The sequence below is a fragment of the Streptomyces sp. NPDC029138 genome, from assembly GCF_055564375.1.
In genome coordinates this window covers 17,218-39,431 of sequence record NZ_JBVHWM010000025.1, presented here as the reverse complement: position 1 = coordinate 39,431, position 22,214 = coordinate 17,218, and the positions used below count along the sequence as shown (strand labels likewise).

Annotated in this window: 2 protein-coding genes; both read right to left on the bottom strand. The window is 76.3% G+C overall.

The window, feature by feature from the left end; all coding sequences use genetic code 11:
* Positions 1-78: 78 nt before the first annotated feature.
* Positions 79-10,971 carry a type I polyketide synthase gene (locus ACZ4WH_RS20675; protein ID WP_468182406.1) on the bottom strand — a complete coding sequence of 3,631 codons (10,893 nt, stop codon included), beginning with the start codon at positions 10,969-10,971 and terminating at the stop codon, positions 79-81.
* Between the two features lie 158 nt (positions 10,972-11,129).
* Positions 11,130-22,208 carry an SDR family NAD(P)-dependent oxidoreductase gene (locus tag ACZ4WH_RS20670; protein WP_468182404.1) on the bottom strand — a complete coding sequence of 3,693 codons (11,079 nt, stop codon included), beginning with the start codon at positions 22,206-22,208 and terminating at the stop codon, positions 11,130-11,132.
* Between the last annotated feature and the right edge of the window lie 6 nt (positions 22,209-22,214).

Here is a 22,214-nt window from a genome sequence, read left to right as displayed (position 1 = left end):
CGTCCACACAACCACGGTACGGAGCGCGGCCCCACCGGAGAGACCTCCGGTGGGGCCGCGCTCTGTCGGGCGTGTGCCTCAGCTGAAGCTGCCGAGTTCGTCGTCCAGGATGCCGAACAGCTCGTCGGCCGTGGCCGTCTCCAGGCCCGTGTCCCCGGTGGGGCCGGTGCCGCTGTCCCGCCACTCGCCGGTGCCGTCCCAGCGCGCGCTCAGGGTGCGCAGCCGGGCGGCCACCCGGGCCCGCTGCTCTTCGTCCAGCGCCGCCGAGTCCAGCGCCGTACCCAACAGCGTCTCCAGGCGCACCACTTCCGCCTCGATGTCGACCAGGTCGCCGGAGGTGTCCCCGCCCAGTTCCTCGAAGAGGTGCCGGGCGAGGGCTTCTGAGGTCGGGTAGTCGAAGGTGAGGGTGGTGGACAGCCGGAGGCCGGTGTCGGCGCTGAGCCGGTTGCGCAGGTCCAGGGCGGCGAGCGAGTCCACGCCCAGGTCGCCCAGGGAGCGCTGGGGGTCGACGGCACTGCCGGAGCCGTGTCCGAGGACGTCGGCGACATGCCCGCACACGGTCTCCACCAGCAACTGCAAGGCGTCGGTGCCGCTCAGCCGGGCCAGCCGCTGGGTCAGCGACTCTTCGGCTGCCGGCGCCTCGGTGGCCGCCCCCTGGGCGGTACGGCGTACGGCCGCCGGCGCGAGGCCCCGTACCAGGGCGGGGGCGTCGGCGGTGACCTGGACGCGGACCGGGAGCAGCAGGGCGCGGTCGGCGGCCGGGGCGCCCGCCTCGGTCAGTGCCCGGTCGAACAGGTCCAGCGCCCGGTCGGCGGGCAGCGGCAGGATGCCGTCGCGGGCCAGTCGGCGCAGCTCGGTCTCGCCGAGCCCGGCCGCCATGCCCTCCCCCGTGTCCCACAGTCCCCAGCCCAGCGAGAGGGCCGGCAGCCCCTCGGCGCGGCGCCTCGCGGCGAGGGCGTCCAGGAAGGCGTTCCCGGCGGCGTAGTTGGCCTGCCCCGCCGCGCCCAGGGTGCCGGCGGCGGAGGAGAACAGGACGAACGCGGCGAGGCCGAGGTCGCGGGTCAGTTCGTGCAGATGCCAGGCGGCGTCGGCCTTGGGCCGCATGACCGCCTCCAGCCGCTCGGGGGTGAGGTCGGTGAGCAGCCCGTCGTCCAGGACACCGGCGGCGTGCACCACGGCGGTCAGCGGGTGTTCGGCCGGCACGGATGCCAGCAGGGCGGCGAGCGCGTCCCGGTCGGTGGCGTCGCAGGCGGCGACGGTCACCGTCGCGCCGAGGGCGGCCAGGTCGTCCAGCGCGCCGGGCTCGGGCAGCCGCCCGCCTCGGCCGGTCAGCAGCAGGTGGCGTACGCCGTGCCGGGTGACCAGGTGCCGGGCCAGCAGCCGGCCGAGGCTGCCGGTGCCGCCGGTCACGAGGACCGTGCCGTCCGGGTCGAGCGCGGGCGCCCGGCCCGGCTCCGCGTCGGTGGCCTTGGCCAGCTCCGGCACGTAGACCGTGCCCGCCCGCAGGGCGAGTTCGGGTGCGCCGGTGGCGACGGCGGCCGGGAGGACGGCGGCCGAGGCGGGGTCGTCGTCGGTGTCGACGAGCACGAACCGCCCGGGGTGCTCGACCGCCGCCGCCCGCACCATGCCCCAGATCACGGCCTGCGCCGGATCGGGCACGGCGTCGGCGTGAACGGCGACGGCGGCCCGGGTCACCACCACCAGCGGCCCACCGTCCGACACGTCACCGAGGTCCCGCCGCAGGGCCGCGAGGGCCCGCACGGCGGCCCGACGGGCCAGAGCGGGCAGGTCGGCACCGGGGGCGCCGTCCGTGGTCACGGGGAGGGTACGGGACGCGGAGCCGCCGGCCGGGTCGGCACCGGTGACGGTACGGGGCGCGGAGCCTTCGGCCTGGTCGGCGTCGGCGTCGCCGCCTGCGTTCGCGGCGAGGGGAGCGGACGCGAAGCCGTCGGCCGGGTCGGCACCAATGACGGTACGGAGCGCTGAGCCGTCGGCCGGGTCGGCGTCCATGTCCCCGTCCGCAGTCACGGAGAGGGTGCCGGGCGCCGGCGCGGAGCCTGCGGCCGGATCGGCGTCGGCGCCTGCGGTCGCGGACGCGGAGATGTCCGCCAAGTCGGCAGTGGAGCCCCCGTCTGCGGCCCCGGCGGGAGTAGCGGACGCGGAGCCATCCGCCAGGTCGGCAGCGGCGTCGGTGTTCGTCGTCACTGCGAGGATGCGCGGCGTCGGAGAGGAGTCGGCGATGGTGACCGGTAGTTCGGTCCAGCGCACTCGGAACAGGTCGCCGGGGGCCGGTGTGGCCGCGTTCAGTTGCTCGGTGGTGACCTGGCGGACGCGCAGCGCGGTCACCTCGGCGACAGGGGCGCCCGTGCCGTCGTACAGGCGCAGGGTCATGTGGTCGCTGCCGTGCGGGGTGAGGCGCAGTCGGACCGTCGTGGCGCCGGTGGCGTACAGGGTGACGCCCTCCCAGGAGAAGGGCAGCGTCATCACGGTCGGGTCCTGGCCGTCGAGCAGGTCGATGGCGTGCAGGGTGGAGTCGAGCAGCGCCGGGTGCAGTCCGAAGCCGTCGGCCGCGTCGGCGTCGGGCAGGGCGAGTTCGGCCCAGACCTCCTCGCCGAGCCGCCACGCGCCGCGCAGGCAGCGGAACGAGGGGCCGTAGTGGTAGCCCTGTTCGGCGAGGTGATCGTAGGTGCCGGTGACGTCCACGGGTACGGCTCCGGCGGGCGGCCAGTCGGTGACCGCGGCCGGTTCCGGGGCGGTGTGCGGGGCGAGGACGCCGGTGGCGTGCCGGGTCCACTCGCCGTCCGCGCCCTCCGGGCGGGCGTGCACGGTCAGCCGTCGGCGCCCGTCGGGGTCGGGGGCGGTCGCGGCCACCTGGAGGTGGACGGCGCCCTGCTCGGGCAGGACCAGGGGCCGTTCCAGGGTGAGTTCCTCCACGCGCGGGCAGTGCGTACGGTCGCCGGCCTGGACGGCCAGTTCGACGAAGGCGCTGCCCGGGACGAGGACGACGCCGGCCACGGCGTGGTCCGCGAGCCACGGGTGGGTGGCGAGGGACAGCCTGCCGGTGAGGGCCACCTGGTCGTCGCCGGCGAGTTCCAGGGCGGCGCCGAGCATCGGGTGCCCGGCCGGTGCCTGGCCCAGCCCGCCGGCGTCGGTGACCGCGCCGGGCTCGTCGTCCAGCCACAGCCGCCGCCGCTGGAATGCGTAGGTCGGCAGATCGGTGCGGCGGGCGCCGGTGCCGGCGAACACCCGGTGCCAGTCGACGGTCACGCCGCGCACGTGGGCGGCGCCGAGCAGTGTCGCGAAGGTCTGCTCCTCGTCGCGGTCACGGCGCAGCGCCGGGACGAACGCCGACCGTTCGGCGTCGGCGGTGGCCTGCGCGCCCATGGCCGACAGGACGGCGTCGGGCCCGAGTTCGAGGAAGGTGCGTACGCCGTCGGCCTCCAGCGTGCGGACGCCGTCGCCGAAGCGGACCGCCTCGCGGACGTGCCGGACCCAGTACTCGGGCGCGCACAGCTCGTCCTCACCGGCGCGCGCCCCGGTCAGGTTGGAGACGACGGGGAGTGCGGGCGGCGCGTACCGCAGCTCGCGGGCGGTCTTCTCGAACTCCGCCAGCATCGGGTCCATCAGCGGTGAGTGGAAGGCGTGGCTGACCCGCAGCCGCTTGGTGCGGCGGTCGGTGAAGGCCTCGGCGACGGCGGCGACGGCGGCCTCGGTGCCGGAGACGACGACGGCGCGGGGCCCGTTGACGGCGGCGACGGACACCTCGGGGCCGAGATGCGGCAGCACCTCCTCCTCGGTGGCGTCGACGGCGAGCATCGCGCCGCCGCCGGGCAGCGCCTGCATCAGCCGGCCGCGCGCGGCGACCAGCCGGGCGGCGTCCGCCAGGTCCCAGACGCCGGCGACGTGGGCGGCCGTCAGTTCGCCGATGGAGTGTCCGGCGAGCCAGTCGGGCCGTACGCCGTAGGACTCCAGCAGCCGGTGCAGGGCGGTCTCGACGGCGAACAGGGCACTTTGGGTGTAGAGGGTGTGGTCGAGGGGGCCGGCCTCCTCGGTGCCGGGCTCGGCCCACATCACGTCCCGCAGTGGGCGGTCGAGGTGGGCGTCGAGCGCCTGGCAGGCCTCGTCGAGTGCCTGCCGGAAGGGCGGGTGGGCGGCGTACAGGGCGCGGCCCATGCCGGGGCGCTGGGCGCCCTGGCCGGTGAAGAGGAAGGCGACCTTGCCGCCGGCGGGCCGGCCACGGACCACGGTGTCCGAGGCCGTGCCGTCGCTCAGCGCGGCGAGTCCGGCGAGGAGTTCGTCAGGCTCGCGGGCGATGACGGCGGCCCGGTGGGTGAGGGCGGCGCGGCCCGTGGCCAGGGAGCGGGCGAGGTCGGGCAGGGGCTGGTCGGCGACCGCGCGCAGCCGTGCGGCCTGCGCGGCCAGTGCCTCGGGGGTGGCCCCGGAGATCACGAGGGGCAGCAGTGGGGCCGGTGCCGCTTCCGTCTCCGGTGCGGGCTCGTCGGCCGGGGCCTCCTCGATGATGGTGTGGACGTTGGTGCCGCTGATGCCGAACGAGGAAACACCGGCCCGGCGCGGACGGTCCGTCCGGGGCCAGGGCTGTTCCTCCGTCAGCAGGCGCACCTGTCCCGCGTCCCAGTCGACCTTGGTCGACGGCTGGTCCACGTGCAGGGTCTTCGGCAGCACGCCGTTGCGCATCGCCATCACCATCTTGATGACGCCCGCGACACCGGCGGCGGCCTGCGTGTGCCCGATGTTGGACTTCACCGACCCCAGCCACAGCGGTCCGGTGCGCTCCTGGCCGTAGGTGGCCAGCAGCGCCTGCGCCTCGATCGGGTCGCCCAGCGTCGTACCGGTACCGTGCGCCTCCACCACGTCCACGTCGGCCGCCGACAACCGGGCGGACGCCAACGCCTGCCGGATCACCCGCTGCTGCGACGGACCGTTCGGCGCGGTCAGACCGTTGGACGCGCCGTCCTGGTTCACCGCGCTGCCCCGCACCACCGCCAGCACCGGATGCCCGTTGCGCCGGGCGTCCGACAGCCGTTCCAGGACGAGCATGCCGGCACCCTCGGACAGGGCCGTGCCGTCGGCCGCGTCGGCGAAGGACTTGGCGTGACCGTCGGCGGCGAGGTTGCGCTGCCTGCTGAAGTCCACGAACGTGTCGACGGTCGACATCACGGACACACCGCCCGCCAGGGCCAGGGTGCACTCGCCCTGCCGGAGTGCCTGCGCGGCCAGGTGCAGTGCCACCAGGGACGACGAGCAGGCCGTGTCGACGGTGAGCGTCGGGCCCTCCAGGCCGAGGGCGTAGGCGACCCGCCCGGAGGCGACACTGCCGAGGCTGCCGTTGCCGAGGTAGTCGCGCACGGACTCGGGGACGTGGCGCAGCCGGCTGCCGTAGTCGTGGTACATGACGCCGGCGAAGACGCCGGTGCGGCTGCCGCGCACGGAGTGCGGGTCGATGCCGGCGCGTTCCAGCGCCTCCCAGGACGTCTCCAGCAGCAGCCGCTGCTGCGGGTCCATGGCGAGGGCCTCGCGCGGGCCGATGCCGAAGAAGTCGGGGTCGAAGTCGGCGGCGTCGTAGAGGAATCCGCCCGCCCGGGTGGAGGAGTGGCCGGCCTTGCCCGGCTCGGGGTCGTAGAGGCCGTCCAGGTCCCAGCCACGGTCGGTGGGGAAGGCGCCGATGCCGTCACCGCCGTCGGCCAGCAGCCGCCACAGCTCCTCGGGGGTGCTGACGCCGCCGGGGTAGCGGCAGGCCATGGCGACGATGGCGACCGGCTCGTCCGGTCCCCGCACGGCGGCCTCGGCGGCTGTCTCGGCCTGGTCTCCGAGGAGTTCGCTGCGCAGGAATCCCACGAGGGCGCCCGCGTCGGGGTAGTCGAAGACGAGGGTGGCGGGCAGGCGCAGGCCGACCGCGTTGCCGAGGCGGTTGCGCAGTTCCACGGCGGTCAGCGAGTCGAAACCCAGTTCGCGGAAGGAGCGGCGCGGATCGAGCGTCATGTCGCCGCCGTGACCGAGGACGGCGGCGACATGGGTGCGGACCAGTTCCGTGAGGGCGGCGTCGCGTTCGGCGGGGCCGAGGGCGGCCAGCCGGTCGGCGAGCGATCCGGACTCCGCGCGGGAGGCCGCGGTACGGCGGGCGCGTACGGGCACCAGGCCGCGCAGCACGGCCGGGACGTCGCCGGCGCGGCGCAGGACGGCCAGGTCGAGGCCGACCGGGAGCAGCAGCGGCTCGGCGGCGGCCAGGGCGGCGTCGAGCAGCCGCAGGCCCTCCTCGGTGGGGAGGGGGCGGATGCCCGCGCGGGCCATGCGGGCCACGTCGGCGTCGGTGAGGTGGGCGGTCAGTCCGGTGCGCTGCTCCCAGAAGCCCCAGGCCAGCGAGTGCGCGGCCAGGCCGTGGTGCCTGCGGTGGGCGGCCAGGGCGTCGAGGAAGGCGTTGGCGGCGGCGTAGCCGGACTGTCCGGCGCCGTCGACCGTGCCGGCGGCGGAGGAGAACAGCACGAACGCGGCGAGGCCGAGGTCGCGGGTCAGCTCGTGCAGATGCCAGGCCGCGTCGGCCTTGGGGCGCAGTACGGCGTCCAGGCGCTCGGGCGTCTGGTCGGTCACCAGTCCGTCGTCGAGGACGCCGGCGAGGTGGACGACGGCGGTCAGCGGGTGCTCGGGCGGTACGTCGGCGAGGAGCCGGGCCAGTTGGTCGCGGTCGGCGGCGTCGCAGCGGGCGACCACGATCTCGGCGTCCAGGTCGGCGAAGTCGTCGGCGGCGGTGCCGCTGCGCCCGGCCAGCACCAGGCGGCGCACGCCGTGCCGGGCGACCAGGTGCCGGGCGACCAGGGCACCGAGCACCCCGGTGCCGCCGGTGATCAGCACGGTGCCGTCCGGGTCGAGGGCGGGCGCCTGTCCTGCCGGGACGGCGCGGGTGAGCCGGGGCACGTGCGCGGTGCCGTCGCGCAGGGCGAGCTGGGGTTCTCCCGTGGCCGCCGCGACGGCCACCGCGGTTTCGGCGTCGGCGCCGTCGACGAGCACGAACCGCCCCGGGTGCTCACCCTGCGCGGCCCGGACCAGGCCCCACACGGCGGCCCCCGCCAGATCGGTGACGTCCTCCTCCCCCACCGCGACGGCACCCCGCGTCAGCACCAACAGCCGTGCGGAGGCGGTGCGTTCGTCGGCCAGCCACCGCTGTACGGCGGCCAGCACCCGCTCGGCCGCCCGGCGCGCGCCGGTGACCGGGTCGCCGTCACCGGCCGGCAGCACCACCCATGCGGGCACGGTGTCCGGCGTGGCCGGGCCCTGTTCGTCCAGGACGGCGTACTCGGGCGTCGGCGCCTCGGGCACGGGTAGTGCCGGCCAGTCCAGGCGGTACAGGTCGTCCGGGCGGGCGGCCGGGGTGAGCGCGGCCGGGTCGACGGGCCGGGAGACGAGGGCCTCGACCTCGGCGACCGGGGCGCCCGTGGGGTCGGCCAGTTGGAGGGAGAGCGTCTCGCCGCCGTGCAGCCGGACCCGCAGGGCGGTGGCCCCGGCCGCGTGCAGCGAGACCCCGGTCCAGGCGAACGGCAGCCGGGCGGTGGCCTGGCCGTCGGCGGAGAGGTCGTCGCCGGTGAGGCCGTCGGCGTGCAGGGCGGCGTCGAACAGGGCCGGGTGCAGGGCGAAACCCTCGCGTTCGACCGGCAGTTCGACCTCGGCGAAGGTCTCGTCGCCGCGCCGCCAGGCCGCGCGCAGCCCCTGGAAGGCGGGCCCGTAGTCGTAGCCGAGGCCGGCCAGGTGGTCGTAGGCGTCCTCGACCGGTACGGGCTGGGCGCCCTGGGGTGGCCAGGCCGTGAGGTCGAAGGACGGCGGGGCGGTCTGCGGGGCGAGCAGGCCGGTGGCGTGCAGGGTCCAGGCCGTGTCGTCGGCGTCCTCGGGGCGGGAGTGGACGGTCAGCGCGCGGTGTCCGGTGTCGTCGGCGGCGGCCACGTGCAGCTGGAGCTGGACCGCGCCCCGTTCGGGCAGCGGCAGCGGTGCCTGGAGGGTCAGTTCGGTGACGTGCCCGCAGCCCAGGTCGTGGCCCGCGCCGAGCGCCAGCTCGACCAGGGCGGTGCCGGGCAGCAGGGTGGTGCCGGACACGGCGTGGTCGGCCAGCCAGGGGGCGGTGGCGGTGGAGAGGCGGCCGGTGAACAGGGTGCCGCCCTCGGCGACCGGGACGGCGGCGCCCAGCAGTGGGTGGCCGGTGGTCTTCAGGCCGGCGGCGGTGACGTCGCCGGTGGCGGCGGACCGGCCGAGCCAGTACCGCTCGCGTTGGAAGGCGTAGGTGGGCAGGTCGGCGGCGCGGACGGGCATGCCGTGGAACACGGCCGACCAGTCGACCGGGACGCCGGCGACGAAGGCCTCGCCGAGGGCGGTCAGGACGCGCTCGGGGCCGCCGTCGTCGCGGCGCAGCGACCCGAGACCGGTGACGTCGGCGCCCGTGGCGTCGGCGGTCTCCTCGATGCTGTGCAGCAGCACGGGGTGCGGGCTGCACTCCACGAACACCCCGTACCCGGCGTCGAGCAGGGTGCGGGTGGTGGGCTCGAACAGCACGCTCTGGCGCAGGTTGGTGTACCAGTAGCCGGCGTCCAGGCGGGTGGTGTCGAGCCGGGCGCCGGTGACGGTGGAGTAGAACGGCACGTCCGCGGGCCGGGCCTGGATGCCCGCCAGGTCGGCGAGCAGCCGGTCCCGGATCGACTCGACGTGTGCGGAGTGCGAGGCGTAGTCGACCGGGAGCCGCTTGGCGCGGTCGCCGCCGGCCACGATGGTCTCGCGGAGTTCGTCCAGGGCGTCGGCGTCGCCGGAGAGCACCACGGAGGAGGCTCCGTTGACGGCGGCCACCGCGACCCGGCCGTCGTAGCGGGCCACGAGGTCGCGCACCCGGGCCTCGGGCAGCGCCACCGACATCATGCCGCCAAGGCCGGAGAGTTCGCGGGCGATGGCCTGGCTGCGCAGGGCGACGACGCGGGCGCCGTCGGCGAGGGAGAGCGCGCCGGCCACGCAGGCGGCGGCGATCTCACCCTGGGAGTGCCCGATGACGGCGGCGGGCCGGACCCCGTGGGCGCGCCACACCTCGGCGAGCGACACCATGATCGCCCACAGCACGGGCTGGACGACGTCCACCCGCTCCAGCGGCTGCCGCGCCCGTACGGTCTCGATGAGGTCCCAGTCGGTGACGGGTGCGAGGGCGGCGGCGCAGTCGGCCATGCGCGCGGCGAACACGGGTGAGGTGTCGAGCAGGTCGGCGGCCATTCCGGCCCACTGGGAGCCCTGGCCGGGGAAGACGAAGGCGATCCGGGACTCCGCCGCCGGCCTGCCGCGCACCACGTTCGGGGCGGTGCCGTCCTCGGCGAGGGCGGTCAGACCCGCGATGAGGGCGGGCAGGTCGGCGCCGGTGACGACGGCCCGCTCGGTGAGCGCGGCGCGTCCGGTGGCGAGGGTGTGGGCGATGTCGGGGACGGGGTCGGTGCCGGTGGTGAGGTGGTCGAGGAGGCGGCGGGCCTGGGCGGCGAGGCCCTGTTCGCCGTGGCCGGACAGCACCAGCGGCAGCGGTCCGGTCCAGGAGTGCTCCTGCGCGCGGACCTCGGGCTCGGGGGCGGCCTCGACGATGACGTGGGCGTTGGTGCCGCTGATGCCGAAGGAGGACACGGCGGCGCGGCGGGGCTCGCCGTCGGCGGGCCAGTCGCGGGCTTCCTTCAGCAGTTCGACGGCGCCCTCCTCCCAGTCGACCTGGGAGGTGGGCTGTTCGGCGTGCAGGGTCCTGGGCAGCCGGCCGTGCCGCATGGCCATCACCATCTTGATGACGCCCGCGACACCGGCGGCGGCCTGGGTGTGTCCGATGTTGGACTTGACCGAGCCGAGCCACAGCGGTTCGGCGCGGTCCTGGCCGTAGGTGGCCAGCAGGGCCTGGGCCTCGATCGGGTCGCCCAGCGGGGTGCCGGTGCCGTGGGCCTCGACGGCGTGCACCTGTCGGGGTTCCAGGCGGGCGTCGGCGAGGGCGGCGCGGATGACGCGCTGCTGGGAGGGGCCGTTGGGGGCGGTGAGGCCGTTGGAGGCGCCGTCCTGGTTGACGGCCGAGCCGCGTACGAGGGCCAGTACGTGGTGGCCGTTGCGTCGGGCGTCGCTGAGCCGTTCCAGCAGGATCAGGCCGGCGCCCTCGCCCCAGCCGGTGCCGTCCGCGCCCTCCGCGAAGGACTTGCAGCGGCCGTCCAGCGCGAGCCCGCGCTGGCGGGAGAAGTCGATGAAGGTGTCCGGGGTGGACATGACCGTGACGCCGCCCGCGAGGGCGAGATCGCACTCGCCGGTGCGCAGCGCCTGCACGGCGAGGTGGAGGGCGACGAGCGAGGAGGAGCAGGCGGTGTCGACGGTGACGGCGGGCCCTTCCAGGCCGAGGGTGTAGGAGACGCGGCCGGAGGCGACGCTGCCCAGGTTGCCGTTGCCGAGGTAGCCCTCGACGCCCTCCGGCACCTCGGTGAGCCAGCTTCCGTAGTCGTGGTACATGACGCCGGCGTAGATGCCGGTGCGGCTGCCCTTGAGGCCGTGCGGGTCGATGCCGGCGCGTTCGAAGGCCTCCCAGGCGGTCTCCAGCAGCAGCCGCTGCTGCGGGTCCATGGCGATGGCCTCGCGGGGGCTGATGCCGAAGAAGCCGGGGTCGAACTCCGGCGCGTCGTACAGGAACCCGCCCTCGCGCACATGGGTCCTGCCGGGGGCGTCGGGGTCGGGGTCGTAGATGCCCTCGACGTCCCAGCCGCGGTCCGCGGGGAAGTCGCCGACGGCGTCCGTGCCGGTGTCGACCAGCTCCCACAGCTGCTCGGGGGTGGTGACGCCGCCGGGGTAGCGGCAGCTCATGGCGACGATCGCGACGGGCTCCTGCGCCGCCTCGGTGAGCTGGGCGTTCTGCTGGCGCAGCCGCTCGTTCTCGAGCAATGACTCGCGCAGCGCCTCGACGATCTGCTCGACGGATGTGTCCACGGTCGGTGTCGCTCCCTGCTGGTTCGGCGGCGCTGGTGACGCGGTGGAGGATGCGCCGGTACGGGTGGCCCGGGGGGGGGGGGGGGGGGGGGGGGGGGGGCGGGGGGGGGGGGGGGGGGGGGGGGGGCCCCCCCCCCCCCCCCCCCCCCGGGGCGGGGTCACTGGGTGCCGCTGCGGTCGAGCGCGGCGCGCACCAGGTCGGCGACGGCCATGGACTTGATGTCCAGGGCGCGGTCGGCGGGGGCGGGGGCCGGGGGCTGCTCGGACAGCTTCAGCAGGCTGTCGAGCAGGCCGGCTTCCCGGATGCGGGCGACGGGGATGCGGGAGATCAGGGCGCGCAGCTCGTCGTCGCCGTGCGCGGCGGCCGGGGGCTCGGGGTCCGCGGTGTCCGGGAGGAGCCGTTCGAGGAGGTGGGCGGCGAGGGCCGCCGGGGTGGCGTAGTCGAAGATCAGCGTGGACGGCAGGCGCAGTCCGCAGACCGCGTTCAGCCGGTTGCGCAGTTCCACGGCGGCGAGCGAGTCGAAGCCCAGCTCGGTGAAGGCGCGGCGCGGTTCGACGGCGGCCGGTCCGGCGTGGCCGAGGACGGCGGCGACCTCGGTGCGGACCGCCTCCAGGACGGTGTGCTCGTGGTCGGCGGCGGGGAGTTCGGCCAGCCGCTCGCCCAGGGTGCGGGTCCGGTCGTCGCCGTCCGCGCGGGCGGTGACGCCGGCCAGGGTCCGCAGCACGGCCGGGACGTCGTCGCCGCGCCGGCGCAGGGCCGCGGTGTCCAGCCGTACGGGTACCAGGGCGGGGCTGCCGGTGGCCACGGCGGCGTCGAACAGCTCCAGGCCCTCGTCCGGGTCGAGCGCGCCGATGCCGGAGCGTTCGATGCGCTGGACCCCGGCCGGGTCGAGGGCGGCGCCCATGCCGCCGCCGGCCCACAGTCCCCAGGCGAGGGAGGTGGCGGGCAGGCCGAGCCCGGCGCGGTGGGCGGCCAGCGCGTCGAGGAAGACGTTGGCGGCGGCGTAGTTGCCCTGGCCGGAGGCGTCGAGGGTGCCGGCGGCCGAGGAGAACAGCACGAAGCGGGACAGCTCCCGGCCGAGGGTGAGTTCGTGCAGATGCCAGGCGGCGTCCGCCTTGGGCCGCAGCACGGTGTCCAGCCGCTCCGGGGTCAGCGAGGCGACCAGGCCGTCGTCCAGGACGCCGGCGGTGTGGACGACGCTGTCGACGGGATGCGCGGCGAGCAGGTCGGCGAGCGCGGCGCGGTCGGACACGTCGCAGGCCACGACCTGGGCCTCGGCGCCCAGTTCCGCCAGGTCCGCGCGCAGGGCGCCGGCGCCGGGCGCCTCGGGTCCGCGGCGGCTGGTCAGCACCAGGCGGGTGACGCCGTGCCGGTCGGCCAGGTGGCGGGCGACGAGGGCGCCGAGTCCGCCGGTGCCGCCGGTGACGAGGACGGCGCCCCACGGGCGGTCCTCCGCCGGGGAGTCGTCGGCACGCACCAGGCGCGGGGCGTGGGCGCGGCCGTCCCGCCAGCGGACCTCCGGCTCCCCGGAGTCGAGGAGGGCGGCGAGCGCGGCCCGGTCCGGTACGGGGCCGTCGGGGCCGGTCCGTCCGACGAGGAGAATCCGGCCGGGGTCCTCGGCCTGCGCGGCCCGCACCAGGCCGTGCACGGCCGCATCGGCGAGGCCGCCGCCGGTGAGGACCACCAGTACGGAGCCGCTGTACCGGTCGTCGGCCGTCCAGGCCCGCAGGGTCTGAAGGGTGCGGCCGAGGACGGTCCGTACGGCGCCCGGCAGTCGCTCGCCGTCGGCGGGCGGCGAGGTGACCGGCAGGATCACCACGTCGGGGACGGAGGCGCCGAGCGCGTCCAGGCCCGCGTGGACGGGGACGCCGAGGCCGAGGTCGTCGTCGCCGAGGACCGCCCAGGTACGGCGGTCGGGGCGCCCGGCGGCCTCGGGCAGCGGTTCGTCGGTGACGGCGTAGAGGTGGCGCTGCCGCTGGGTGAGCCGGTCGGCGGTGACGGGCCGGGTGACGTACGACCCGACGGTGGCGAGGGGCCGGCCCTCGGTGTCCGTGAGGTCGATGCGGGTGCCGTCGGTGCCGGGGGTGACGCGGACGCGGGCGGTCAGGGTGCCCTGGCCGTGCAGGGCGACGCCGGTCCAGGCGAAGGGCAGGGCGATGCCGTCGGACGCCTCGTCCGGCTCGCCGTCCGTGAGGGAGGTGACGTGCAGGGCGGAGTCCAGCAGTGCCGGGTGCAGGGCGTGCCGTGCGGCGTCCTGCCGTGCGGAGTCCGGGAGTTCGAGTTCGGCGAGGAGGCAGTCGCCGTGCCGCCAGGCGGCCTTCACGCCACGGAAGACCGGGCCGTAGTCGTAGCCCTCGGCGTGCAGGCGCGGGTAGAGGCCGGTGACGTCGAGCGGGGTGGCGCCGGGCGGCGGCCAGGCGCCGGGCGCGGGCGGGGGCGCGGTGGCGGGGCCGGTGAGGGTGCCGGTGGCGTGGCGGGTCCAGCCCTCGTCCGCCGGGGCGTTCTCGGGGCGCGAGTGGATCTCGACGGTGCCGTCGGGGCCGGTGGCGACCTGGAGGTGTACGGCGGTGTCCACGGCCAGCACCAGCGGGGCCTGGAGGGTCAGTTCGTCCAGGACGGGGCGTCCGGTGAGGCGTCCGGCGTGCAGGGCGAGGTCGACCAGCGCGGCGCCGGGCACCAGGACCGTGCCCAGTACGGCGTGCTCGGCGAGGACGGGGTGGGTGGCGGTGGAGATCCGGCCGGTGAGCAGGACTCCTGCGTCGCCGGGCAGGTCCAGGCGGGCGCTGACCAGCGGGTGGTCGGTGGCGGCGAGCCCGTGCCCGGCGGCGTCGCCGACGGCGACGGCGGGCGTGGGCAGCCAGTACCGGCGGTGCTCGAAGGCGTAGGTGGGCAGCTCGATGCGGCGGCCCTCGTACGTCTCGTACAGCGCCGCCCAGTCGACGTCGGAGCCCCGGGTGTGCACGGCGGCCAGGGCGGCGAGCAGGCCGGGCAGCGGGGCGGTGTCCTTCCGGCCGGCCGGGACGAACGCGGTGTCCTCGGTGTCCGGCAGGCAGTCGGGGCCCAGGGCGGTGAGCACGGGCGCGGCGCCGAGTTCGAGGAAGGTGTCGGCGCCCTTCGCGGCCAGCGTGGTGACGGCGTCGGCGAAGCGCACGGTCTGCCGCACATGCCGTACCCAGTAGTCGGCGGAGCCGAGTTCGGCGGCGGTGGCCGGGGCGCCGGTGAGGGTGGAGACGATCGGCACGGCCGGTTCGGCGGCCTCGATGCCGGTCATGACCTCCCGGAACGCGGCCAGCATGGGCTCCATGCGGGGCGAGTGGAAGGCGTGCGAGACGCGCAGCCTGCGGGTGGTCGTGAAGTGGGCGGCGACCTCGGTGACGGCGTCCTCGTCACCGGAGACGACCACGGCGCGGGGGCCGTTGACGGCGGCGATCCCGCACCGCCCGTCCAGCAGCGGGGTCACCTCCTCCTCGGCCGCCTGTACGGCGATCATCGCGCCGCCCTCGGGCAGCGCCTGCATGAGCCGGCCCCGGGCGGCGACCGCGGTGACGGCGTCCGGCAGCGACCACACGCCGGCGACGTGCGCGGCGGCGAACTCGCCGACGGAGTGGCCGGCCAGCCAGTCGGGGCTCAGCCCGAAGGACTCCAGCAGCCGGTAGAGCGCGACCTGGGTGGTGAACAGCGCCGCCTGGGTGTAGGCGGTCTGCTCCAGGGCCTCGGGGTCGTCGCCGAACACGACCTCGGTCAGGGGCCGTTCGAGGTGCTTGTCGAAGAGTGCGGCGGCGCGGTCGAAGTGCTCGGCGTAGACGGGGAAGGCGTCGTACCAGTCGCGGCCCATGCCGGGGCGCTGGGCGCCCTGCCCGGAGAACAGGTAGGCCAGGGTGCCGTCGGTGGCGGAGCCGGTGACGAGCAGCCCGGGTGCCTCAGCGCCACGGGCCAGGGCGTCCAGCGCGGCGGCGGCCCGGTCGTCGCCGGTGGCGAGGAGCACCGCGCGGTGCGGGTGGGTGCCGCGGGCGGTGGCCAGGGCCAGGCCGAGGTCGGCCGCGGTGGTGCCGGTCAGCTCCAGCAGGCGCCGCGCCTGGCCGCGCAGGGCTTCCGGCGAGCGGGCGGAGACGGGCAGGGCGAGCACCGGCGGGGCGGTGGCGGGGTCCGGCTCGGCGGGCTCGGGCTCGGGGAACTCCTCCAGGATCACATGGGCGTTGGTGCCGCTGATCCCGAAGGAGGACACACCGGCGCGGCGCGGCCGGTCCGGGGCCGGCCACGGGCGCCGCTCGGTGAGCAGCCGCACCGCGCCCGCCTCCCAGTCGACCTGGGGGGACGGCGCGTCGACGTGCAGGGTCTGCGGCAGGACCCCGTTGCGCATCGCCATCACCATCTTGATGACACCGGCGACACCGGCGGCGGCCTGGGTGTGCCCCATGTTGGACTTCACGGAGCCCAGCCACAGCGGCTCGGCGCGGTCCTGGCCGTAGGTGGCGAGCAGCGCCTGGGCCTCGATCGGGTCGCCGAGGGTGGTACCGGTGCCGTGCGCCTCGACGGCGTCGACGTCGGCGGGGCCGAGCCCGGCGGCGGCCAGCGCGGCACGGATGACGCGCTGCTGGGAGGGACCGTTGGGGGCGGTGAGGCCGTTGGAGGCGCCGTCGGAGTTGACGGCGGAGCCACGGACCAGGGCGAGCACACGGTGGCCGTTGCGGCGGGCGTCGGAGAGGCGTTCCACGACGAGCATGCCGGCGCCCTCGCCCCAGCCGGTGCCGTCGGCCGCGGCGGCGAAGGACTTGCAGCGGCCGTCGGCGGCCAGCCCGCGCTGCCGGGCGAAGTCGATGAACGTGTCCGGCGTCGACATGACGGTGACGCCGCCGACCAGGGCGAGGTCGCACTCGCCCTGCCGCAGCGCCTGCGCCGCCAGGTGCAGGGTGACCAGGGAGGAGGAGCAGGCGGTGTCGACGGTGACGGCCGGGCCCTCCAGGCCGAGGGCGTAGGCGACCCGGCCGGAGACGACGCTGCCGAGGCTGCCGTTGCCGAGGTAGGCGGCGAGGTCCTCGGGCACCTCGGCGAGCCAGGTGCCGTAGTCGTGGTACATGACGCCCGCGAACACGCCGGTGCGGGAGCCGCGCAGCCGGTGCGGATCGATGGCGGAGCGCTCCAGCGCCTCCCAGGACACCTCCAGGAGCAGCCGCTGCTGCGGGTCCATGGCGGTGGCCTCGCGGGGGCTGATGCCGAAGAAGCCGGCGTCGAACTCGGCCGCGTCGTACAGGAAGGCACCCTCGCGGGTGTAGGTGCGGCCGGGGGTGCCGGGCTCGGGGTCGTACAGCGCCTCGGTGTCCCAGCCGCGGTCCGCCGGGAAGTCGCCGACCGCGTCGACGCCGTCGGCGACGAGCCGCCACAGGTCCTCCGGGGAGCGGACCCCGCCGGGATAGCGGCAGCTCATCCCGACGATGACGATCGGGTCGTCGTCCGGTGCGGTGCGGGTGGCGACGGCGGGGGTGTCCTGCGGACCGGTGCCGAAGAGCGTGTCGCGGATGTGCTCGGCGAGGGCGCGGGAGGTGGGGTGGTCGAAGACGAGGGTGGCGGGCAGCCGCAGCCCGGTGGCGGCATTGAGTCGGTTGCGCAGCTCCACGGCGGCCAGCGAGTCGAAGCCGAGGTCGGTGAAGGCCCGGCCGGGATCGATGGCGGACGGCCCGTCGTGCCGGAGCACGGCCGCCACCTCGGTGCGCACCAGGTCGAGCAGGGCGCGGTCGCGGTCGGCGGCGGGCAGCGCGGCGAGCTGTCCGTCCGTGGCCGTGACGGGCGCGGCGTTCGCCGTGGCCCGGCGGGCGGCCGGGCGGACGAGTCCGGTCAGCAGCGAGGGTATGCCGTCGGGGCGGCGGCGTACGGCGGCGGCGTCGATCTCGACGGGGACGAGGTGGGGCGCGCGGGAGCGGACGGCGGCGTCGAACAGCTCCAGGGAGCGGGCGGCGGACAGGCCGGGGACGCCGTAGGCCGCGATGCGCTCCCGTGCGGCCTCGTCCAGTGCGGCGCCCATGCCGCTGTCGGTGTCCCACAGGCCCCAGGCGAGCGCGGTGGCGGGCAGGCCGAGGGCGGCGCGGTGCTCGGCGAGGGCGTCGAGGTAGGCGTTGGCGGCGGCGTAGTTGCCCTGGCCGGGGCCGTCGAGGACGGCGGCGAGGGAGGAGAACAGCACGAAGTGCGCGAGGTCGCGGTCCCGGGTCAGCTCGTGCAGGTGCCAGGCACCCAGCGCCTTGGCGTGGAAGACCTCGTCCACCATCGCGTCGGTGAGGGTGTCCACGACGCCGTCGCGTACGGTGCCCGCCGCGTGGACTATGGAGTCGACGGGGTGTTCGGCGAGCAGGCGGCGCAGTGCCTCGCGGTCGCCGACGTCGCAGGCGGCCACGGTCACCTCGGCGCCGAGCGCGGTGAGTTCGGCGTGCAGGCCGGGGGCCGTGCCGCGGCGGCCGGCGAGCACCAGGCGGCGTACGCCGTGGGCGCGGACCAGGTGCCGGGCGAGCAGCGCGCCGAGGCCGCCGGTGCCGCCGGTGACGAGGACGGTGCCCCAGTCGGCGCCGGCTTCCTCCCCGGAGGGCTGCACGGCCAGCCGGGGCACACTGAAGGCGCCGTCGGCCAGGGACAGTTCGGGTTCGCCGGTGGCCAGGAGCTGACGCAGGTCGGCCTCACCGGGCAGCTGTTCGTGCTCGACGAGGACGTACCGGCCGGGGTTCTCCACCTGGGCGGAGCGGACCAGGCCGCGGACGGCCGCGTGGGCGGGGCTGCCGGGCGGGGTGACGACGACGAGCCGGGTGTCGGCCAGGCGCTCGTCCGTCTGCCAGGTGCGCAGCAGCCGCAGGACGTGGTGGACGTGGGCGCGGGCCGCGGTGGCGTCGGCGTCCGCCGGGCCGGGCACGCGGTGCACGACGGCGTCGGGGGCGGGGCCGTCGAGCAGGGCGTCCACGGAGTCCGTGAGGACGGCGGTGCGCGGAGGTGGTGCGGTGGCCGCCGGTCGGGGGTACGGCGACCACCGCACCGCGTACAGGACGTCACTGTCCGGTACGGGACGGGAGGTCAGGGCCTCGATGTCGGCCACCGGGGCGCCGGTGGCGTCGGCGAGGCGCAGGGCGATGGTGTCGCCGCCGGCACGGGTGATCTTCACGCGGAGGGCGGGCGCGCCGGTGGCGTGCAGGGTGACGCCGGTCCAGGCGAACGGCACCAGGACCTCGGGACGCGGCGGGGCGTCGAGGTCGGCGGCGTGCAGGGCGGCGTCGAGCAGCGCCGGGTGCAGGCCGAACTCCGCGGCGTCGGTGCCGGCTTCCTCGGGCAGGGCGACCTCGGCGTAGACGTCGTCACCGTGCCGCCAGGCGGCGCGCAGGCCCTGGAAGGCGGGGCCGTACCCGTAGCCCTGGTCGGCGAGGTCGGCGTAGACGCGAGCGGTGTCGAGCGGCCGGGCGTCCCGGGGTGGCCACACGGTCAGGTCGGCCGTGGCGGCGGGGGCGGTGGTGGTGAGGACGCCGGCGGCGTGCTGGGTCCAGGGGGCGGCCTCGTCGGCGCGGGCGTGGACCGTGACAGGGCGGCGGCCGGTCTCGTCGGGTTCGCCCACGGCGACCTGGACGGCGACGTCCTCGTCGGCGCGCAGCACGAGCGGGGCGCCGAGGGTCAGTTCCTCCAGGGTGTGCGCGCCGACGTGCTCGCCGGCGCGCAGGGCGAGTTCGACGAAGGCGGTGCCGGGGAACAGCACCCGCCCGGCGATGACGTGGTCGGCGAGCCAGGGCTGGGTCCGGGTGGACAGCCGCCCGGTCAGGACGACGCCCTCGGCGCCGACGGCGACCACGGCGGCCAGCAGCGGGTGGCCGGCGGGGAGCTGGCCGAGGCCGGCGGCGTCGGTGGCGGCGCGCTGCTCCAGCCAGAAGCGGCGCCGCTGGAACGGGTAGGGCGGCAGGTCGATCCGGTGCCCGCCGAGGCCGGTGAAGTGCCGCCGCCAGTCGACGGGGACGCCTCGGGCGTGGGCGGCGGCGAGCGCGCCGACGGCCTCGCGGGCCTCGGGCCGCTCACGCCGCAGCACCGGCAGGAAGGCGGTGCCGGATACGTCGGCGCAGTCGGGGCCCATGGCGGTCAGCACCGCGTCGGGGCCGACCTCCAGGAAGGTCCGCACGCCGGCGTCGGCGAGGGCGCGGACGGCGTCGTGGAAGCGGACCCGGGCGCGGACGTGCTCCACCCAGTACTCGGGGTCGCACAGCTCGGTGGTGACGGGCCCGCCGGTGACGGTGGAGATCACCGGCAGCCTCGGCTCGGCGTAGTCGAGCACGTTCACCACGCGCCGGAACTCGGCCAGCATCGGTTCCATCAGCGGCGAGTGGAAGGCGTGGCTGACCCGCAGCCGCTTGGTGTCGTGGCCGCGCGCGGCGAGTTCGGCGGCGATGCGCTCCACGTCGGCGGCGTCGCCGGAGACCACGACGGCGGCGGGCCCGTTGACGGCGGCGATGCCGGTGCCCGGGGTGAGCAGCGGCGCCACCTCGTCCTCGGCGGCGCGTACGGCGACCATGGCGCCGCCCTCGGGGAGTCGCTGCATGAGCCGGCCACGGGCGGCGACCAGGATCGTCGCGTCCTGGAGGGTGAGCACGCCGGCCACGTGCGCGGCGGCGATCTCGCCGACGGAGTGCCCGGCGAGCTGGTCGGGGGCGAGGCCCCAGCTCTCCAGGAGCCGGTGGAGGGCGACCTCCACGGCGAACAGGGCGGGCTGCGCGTACTCGGTATGGTGCAGCAGCTCGGCCTCGGGGGTGCCGGGCCCGGCGAACAGGACGTCCGTCAGCGGCCGGGCGAGCTGGAGGTCGAAGTGGGCGCAGACGTCGTCCAGGGCGTCGGCGAACGCCGGGTAGGCGGCGGCCAGTTCGCGGCCCATGCCGATCCGCTGGCTGCCCTGCCCGGTGAACAGGAAGGCCAGTTCGCCGTCGACGCGTCCGGTGAGGGGCGAGGCACCGGAGGCCAGGTCCCGCAGCGCGGCGCGCAGTTCGTCACGGTCGGCGGCGACGAGAACGGCCCGGTCGTGGAGGGCGGCCCGGGTGGTGGCCAACGAGTACGCGAGATCGAGCGGCTCGGCCTCGTCCACGAGAACCAACAGATCACCGGCACGGGCCCGCAGAGCGGCTTCGCCGCGGGCGGACAGGGCGAAGGGCAGGGGCGTGCCGACGGGCGGGGCCGGACGGGCGCCGGCGCTCTCGGCCGCTGCTTCCGGGCGTCCCGGAATGTCGTCCTCCACGGACCCCGAACGCCCGGAAGTGCCACCGCCGGAGGACTCCGACCGCCCGGAAGTGCCACCGCCTGAGCACTCCGAACGCCCGGAAGGACGGTCGCCCGAAGACTCCGAACGCCCGGAAGTGCCACCGCCCGAGGAGTCCGAGCGTCCGGAAGGACCGCCGCCCGAATGCTCCGACCGGACCGGAAGCTCGGAATCCGCAGGCTCCTCCCGCACCGAATGAACGCCGTGCCCGCGCTCCGACGGCACCAAAAGACCGCTGCTCGCACCGCCGTCCGCGCCCTCCGACCGCGCCGGAAGACCCGCGTCCGCCCCGCCGCCCGCGCCCTCCGACCGCGCCGGAAGACCCGCGTCCGCAGGGTCCGGCTCCTCCAGGATGACGTGGGCGTTGGTTCCGCTCACGCCGAACGACGACACGCCCGCCCGTCGGGCCCGGTCGGTCTGCGGCCACGGGCGCTGTTCGGTGACGAGTTCCACGGCGCCGGAGGACCAGTTGACGTTCGGGGTGGGGGCGTCGACGTGCAGGGTCGCCGGTATGCGGCCGTGCCGCATGGCGAGGATCGTCTTGATCATGCCGGCGGCACCGGCGGCGGCCTGGGTGTGCCCGAGGTTGGACTTGACCGAGCCGAGCAGCAGCGGGGCGTCGGCGGGCCGCCCCTGGCCGTAGGTGGCGAGGAGCGCGGTGGCCTCGATGGGGTCGCCGAGCCGCGTGCCGGTGCCGTGTGCCTCGACCACGTCGACGTCGGCGGCGGTGAGGCCGGCGTCCGCGAGTGCCCGGCGGATCAGCCGCTGCTGCGAGGTGCCGTTGGGCGCGGTCAGGCCGTTGGAGGCGCCGTCCTGGTTGACGGCCGAGCCGCGCACGAGGGCCAGCACGCGGTGCCCGGCCCGGCGCGCGTCGCTCAGCCGCTCCAGGACGAGCACGCCGACGCCCTCGGCGAACCCGGTGCCGTCCGCGGCGGCGGCGAACGCCTTGCAGCGGCCGTCGGGCGCGAGGCCCCGCTGCCGGCTGAAGGCGGTGAACACGCCGGGACCGCCCATGACGGCCACGCCGCCAGCGAGCGCGAGCGAGGACTCGCCCTGCCGCAGCGAGCGGCACGCCAGGTGGACGGCGACCAGGGAGGCGGAGCAGGCGGTGTCGACGGTGACGGCGGGGCCCTCGGCGCCCAGCACGTAGGCGACGCGGCCGGAGATGACACTGTTGGCGTTCCCGGCGAGCAGGTAGGCGTCGAGCCCGTCCGGGGCGTCGTGCAGGCGGGGCCCGTACTCCTGTACCTCGGCGCCGAAGAACATGCCGGCCGGGGTGCCGCGCAGGCCCGTGGGGTCGATCCCGGCGTCCTCCAGGGCCTGCCAGGACGTCTCCAGGACGAGCCGCTGCTGCGGGTCCATGCCGAGCGCCTCGCGTGGGCTGATGCCGAAGAAGTCGGCGTCGAACTCGGTGGCGGTGTCGAGGAATCCGCCGCTGCGGACGTAGGCGCTGCCCGGCACCTCGGGGTCCTCGTCGAAGAGGGCGTCCAGGTCCCAGCCGCGGTCCTGCGGGAAGCCGGACAGCACCTCGCCGCCCTCGGTGAGCAGCCGCCACAGGTCGGCGGGCGAGGAGATGCCGCCGGGGAAGCGGCAGCCGATGCCGACGACCGCGATGGGTTCGTCGGCGCTGCTGTCAGCGGCCGGCTCGTCGGGGGTGTCCGTCATGCCGTGGACCTCGGCGAGCAGCCGGGCCGCCAGGTCGTGCACGGTCGGGCAGTCGTAGGCGAGCCCGACCGGCAGGTCGAGCCCGGTCCGCTCGGTCAGCCGCCGGTGCAGGTCGACGGCGGCGAGCGAGTCGAGTCCCTGCGCGGCGAACGGGACGGCCGGGTCGAGGGTGTCCACCGTGCCCGGCCGGGCCGCTTCGATCGCCTCGGTCACGGCGGTGCGCACCAGTTCGGTCACCAGCCTGCGGTGCTGGGACGGTACGGCCGTGGCGAGCCGCCGTGCCAGAGCTGAGTCGGTTCCGGGCCCGTTCATCCACGC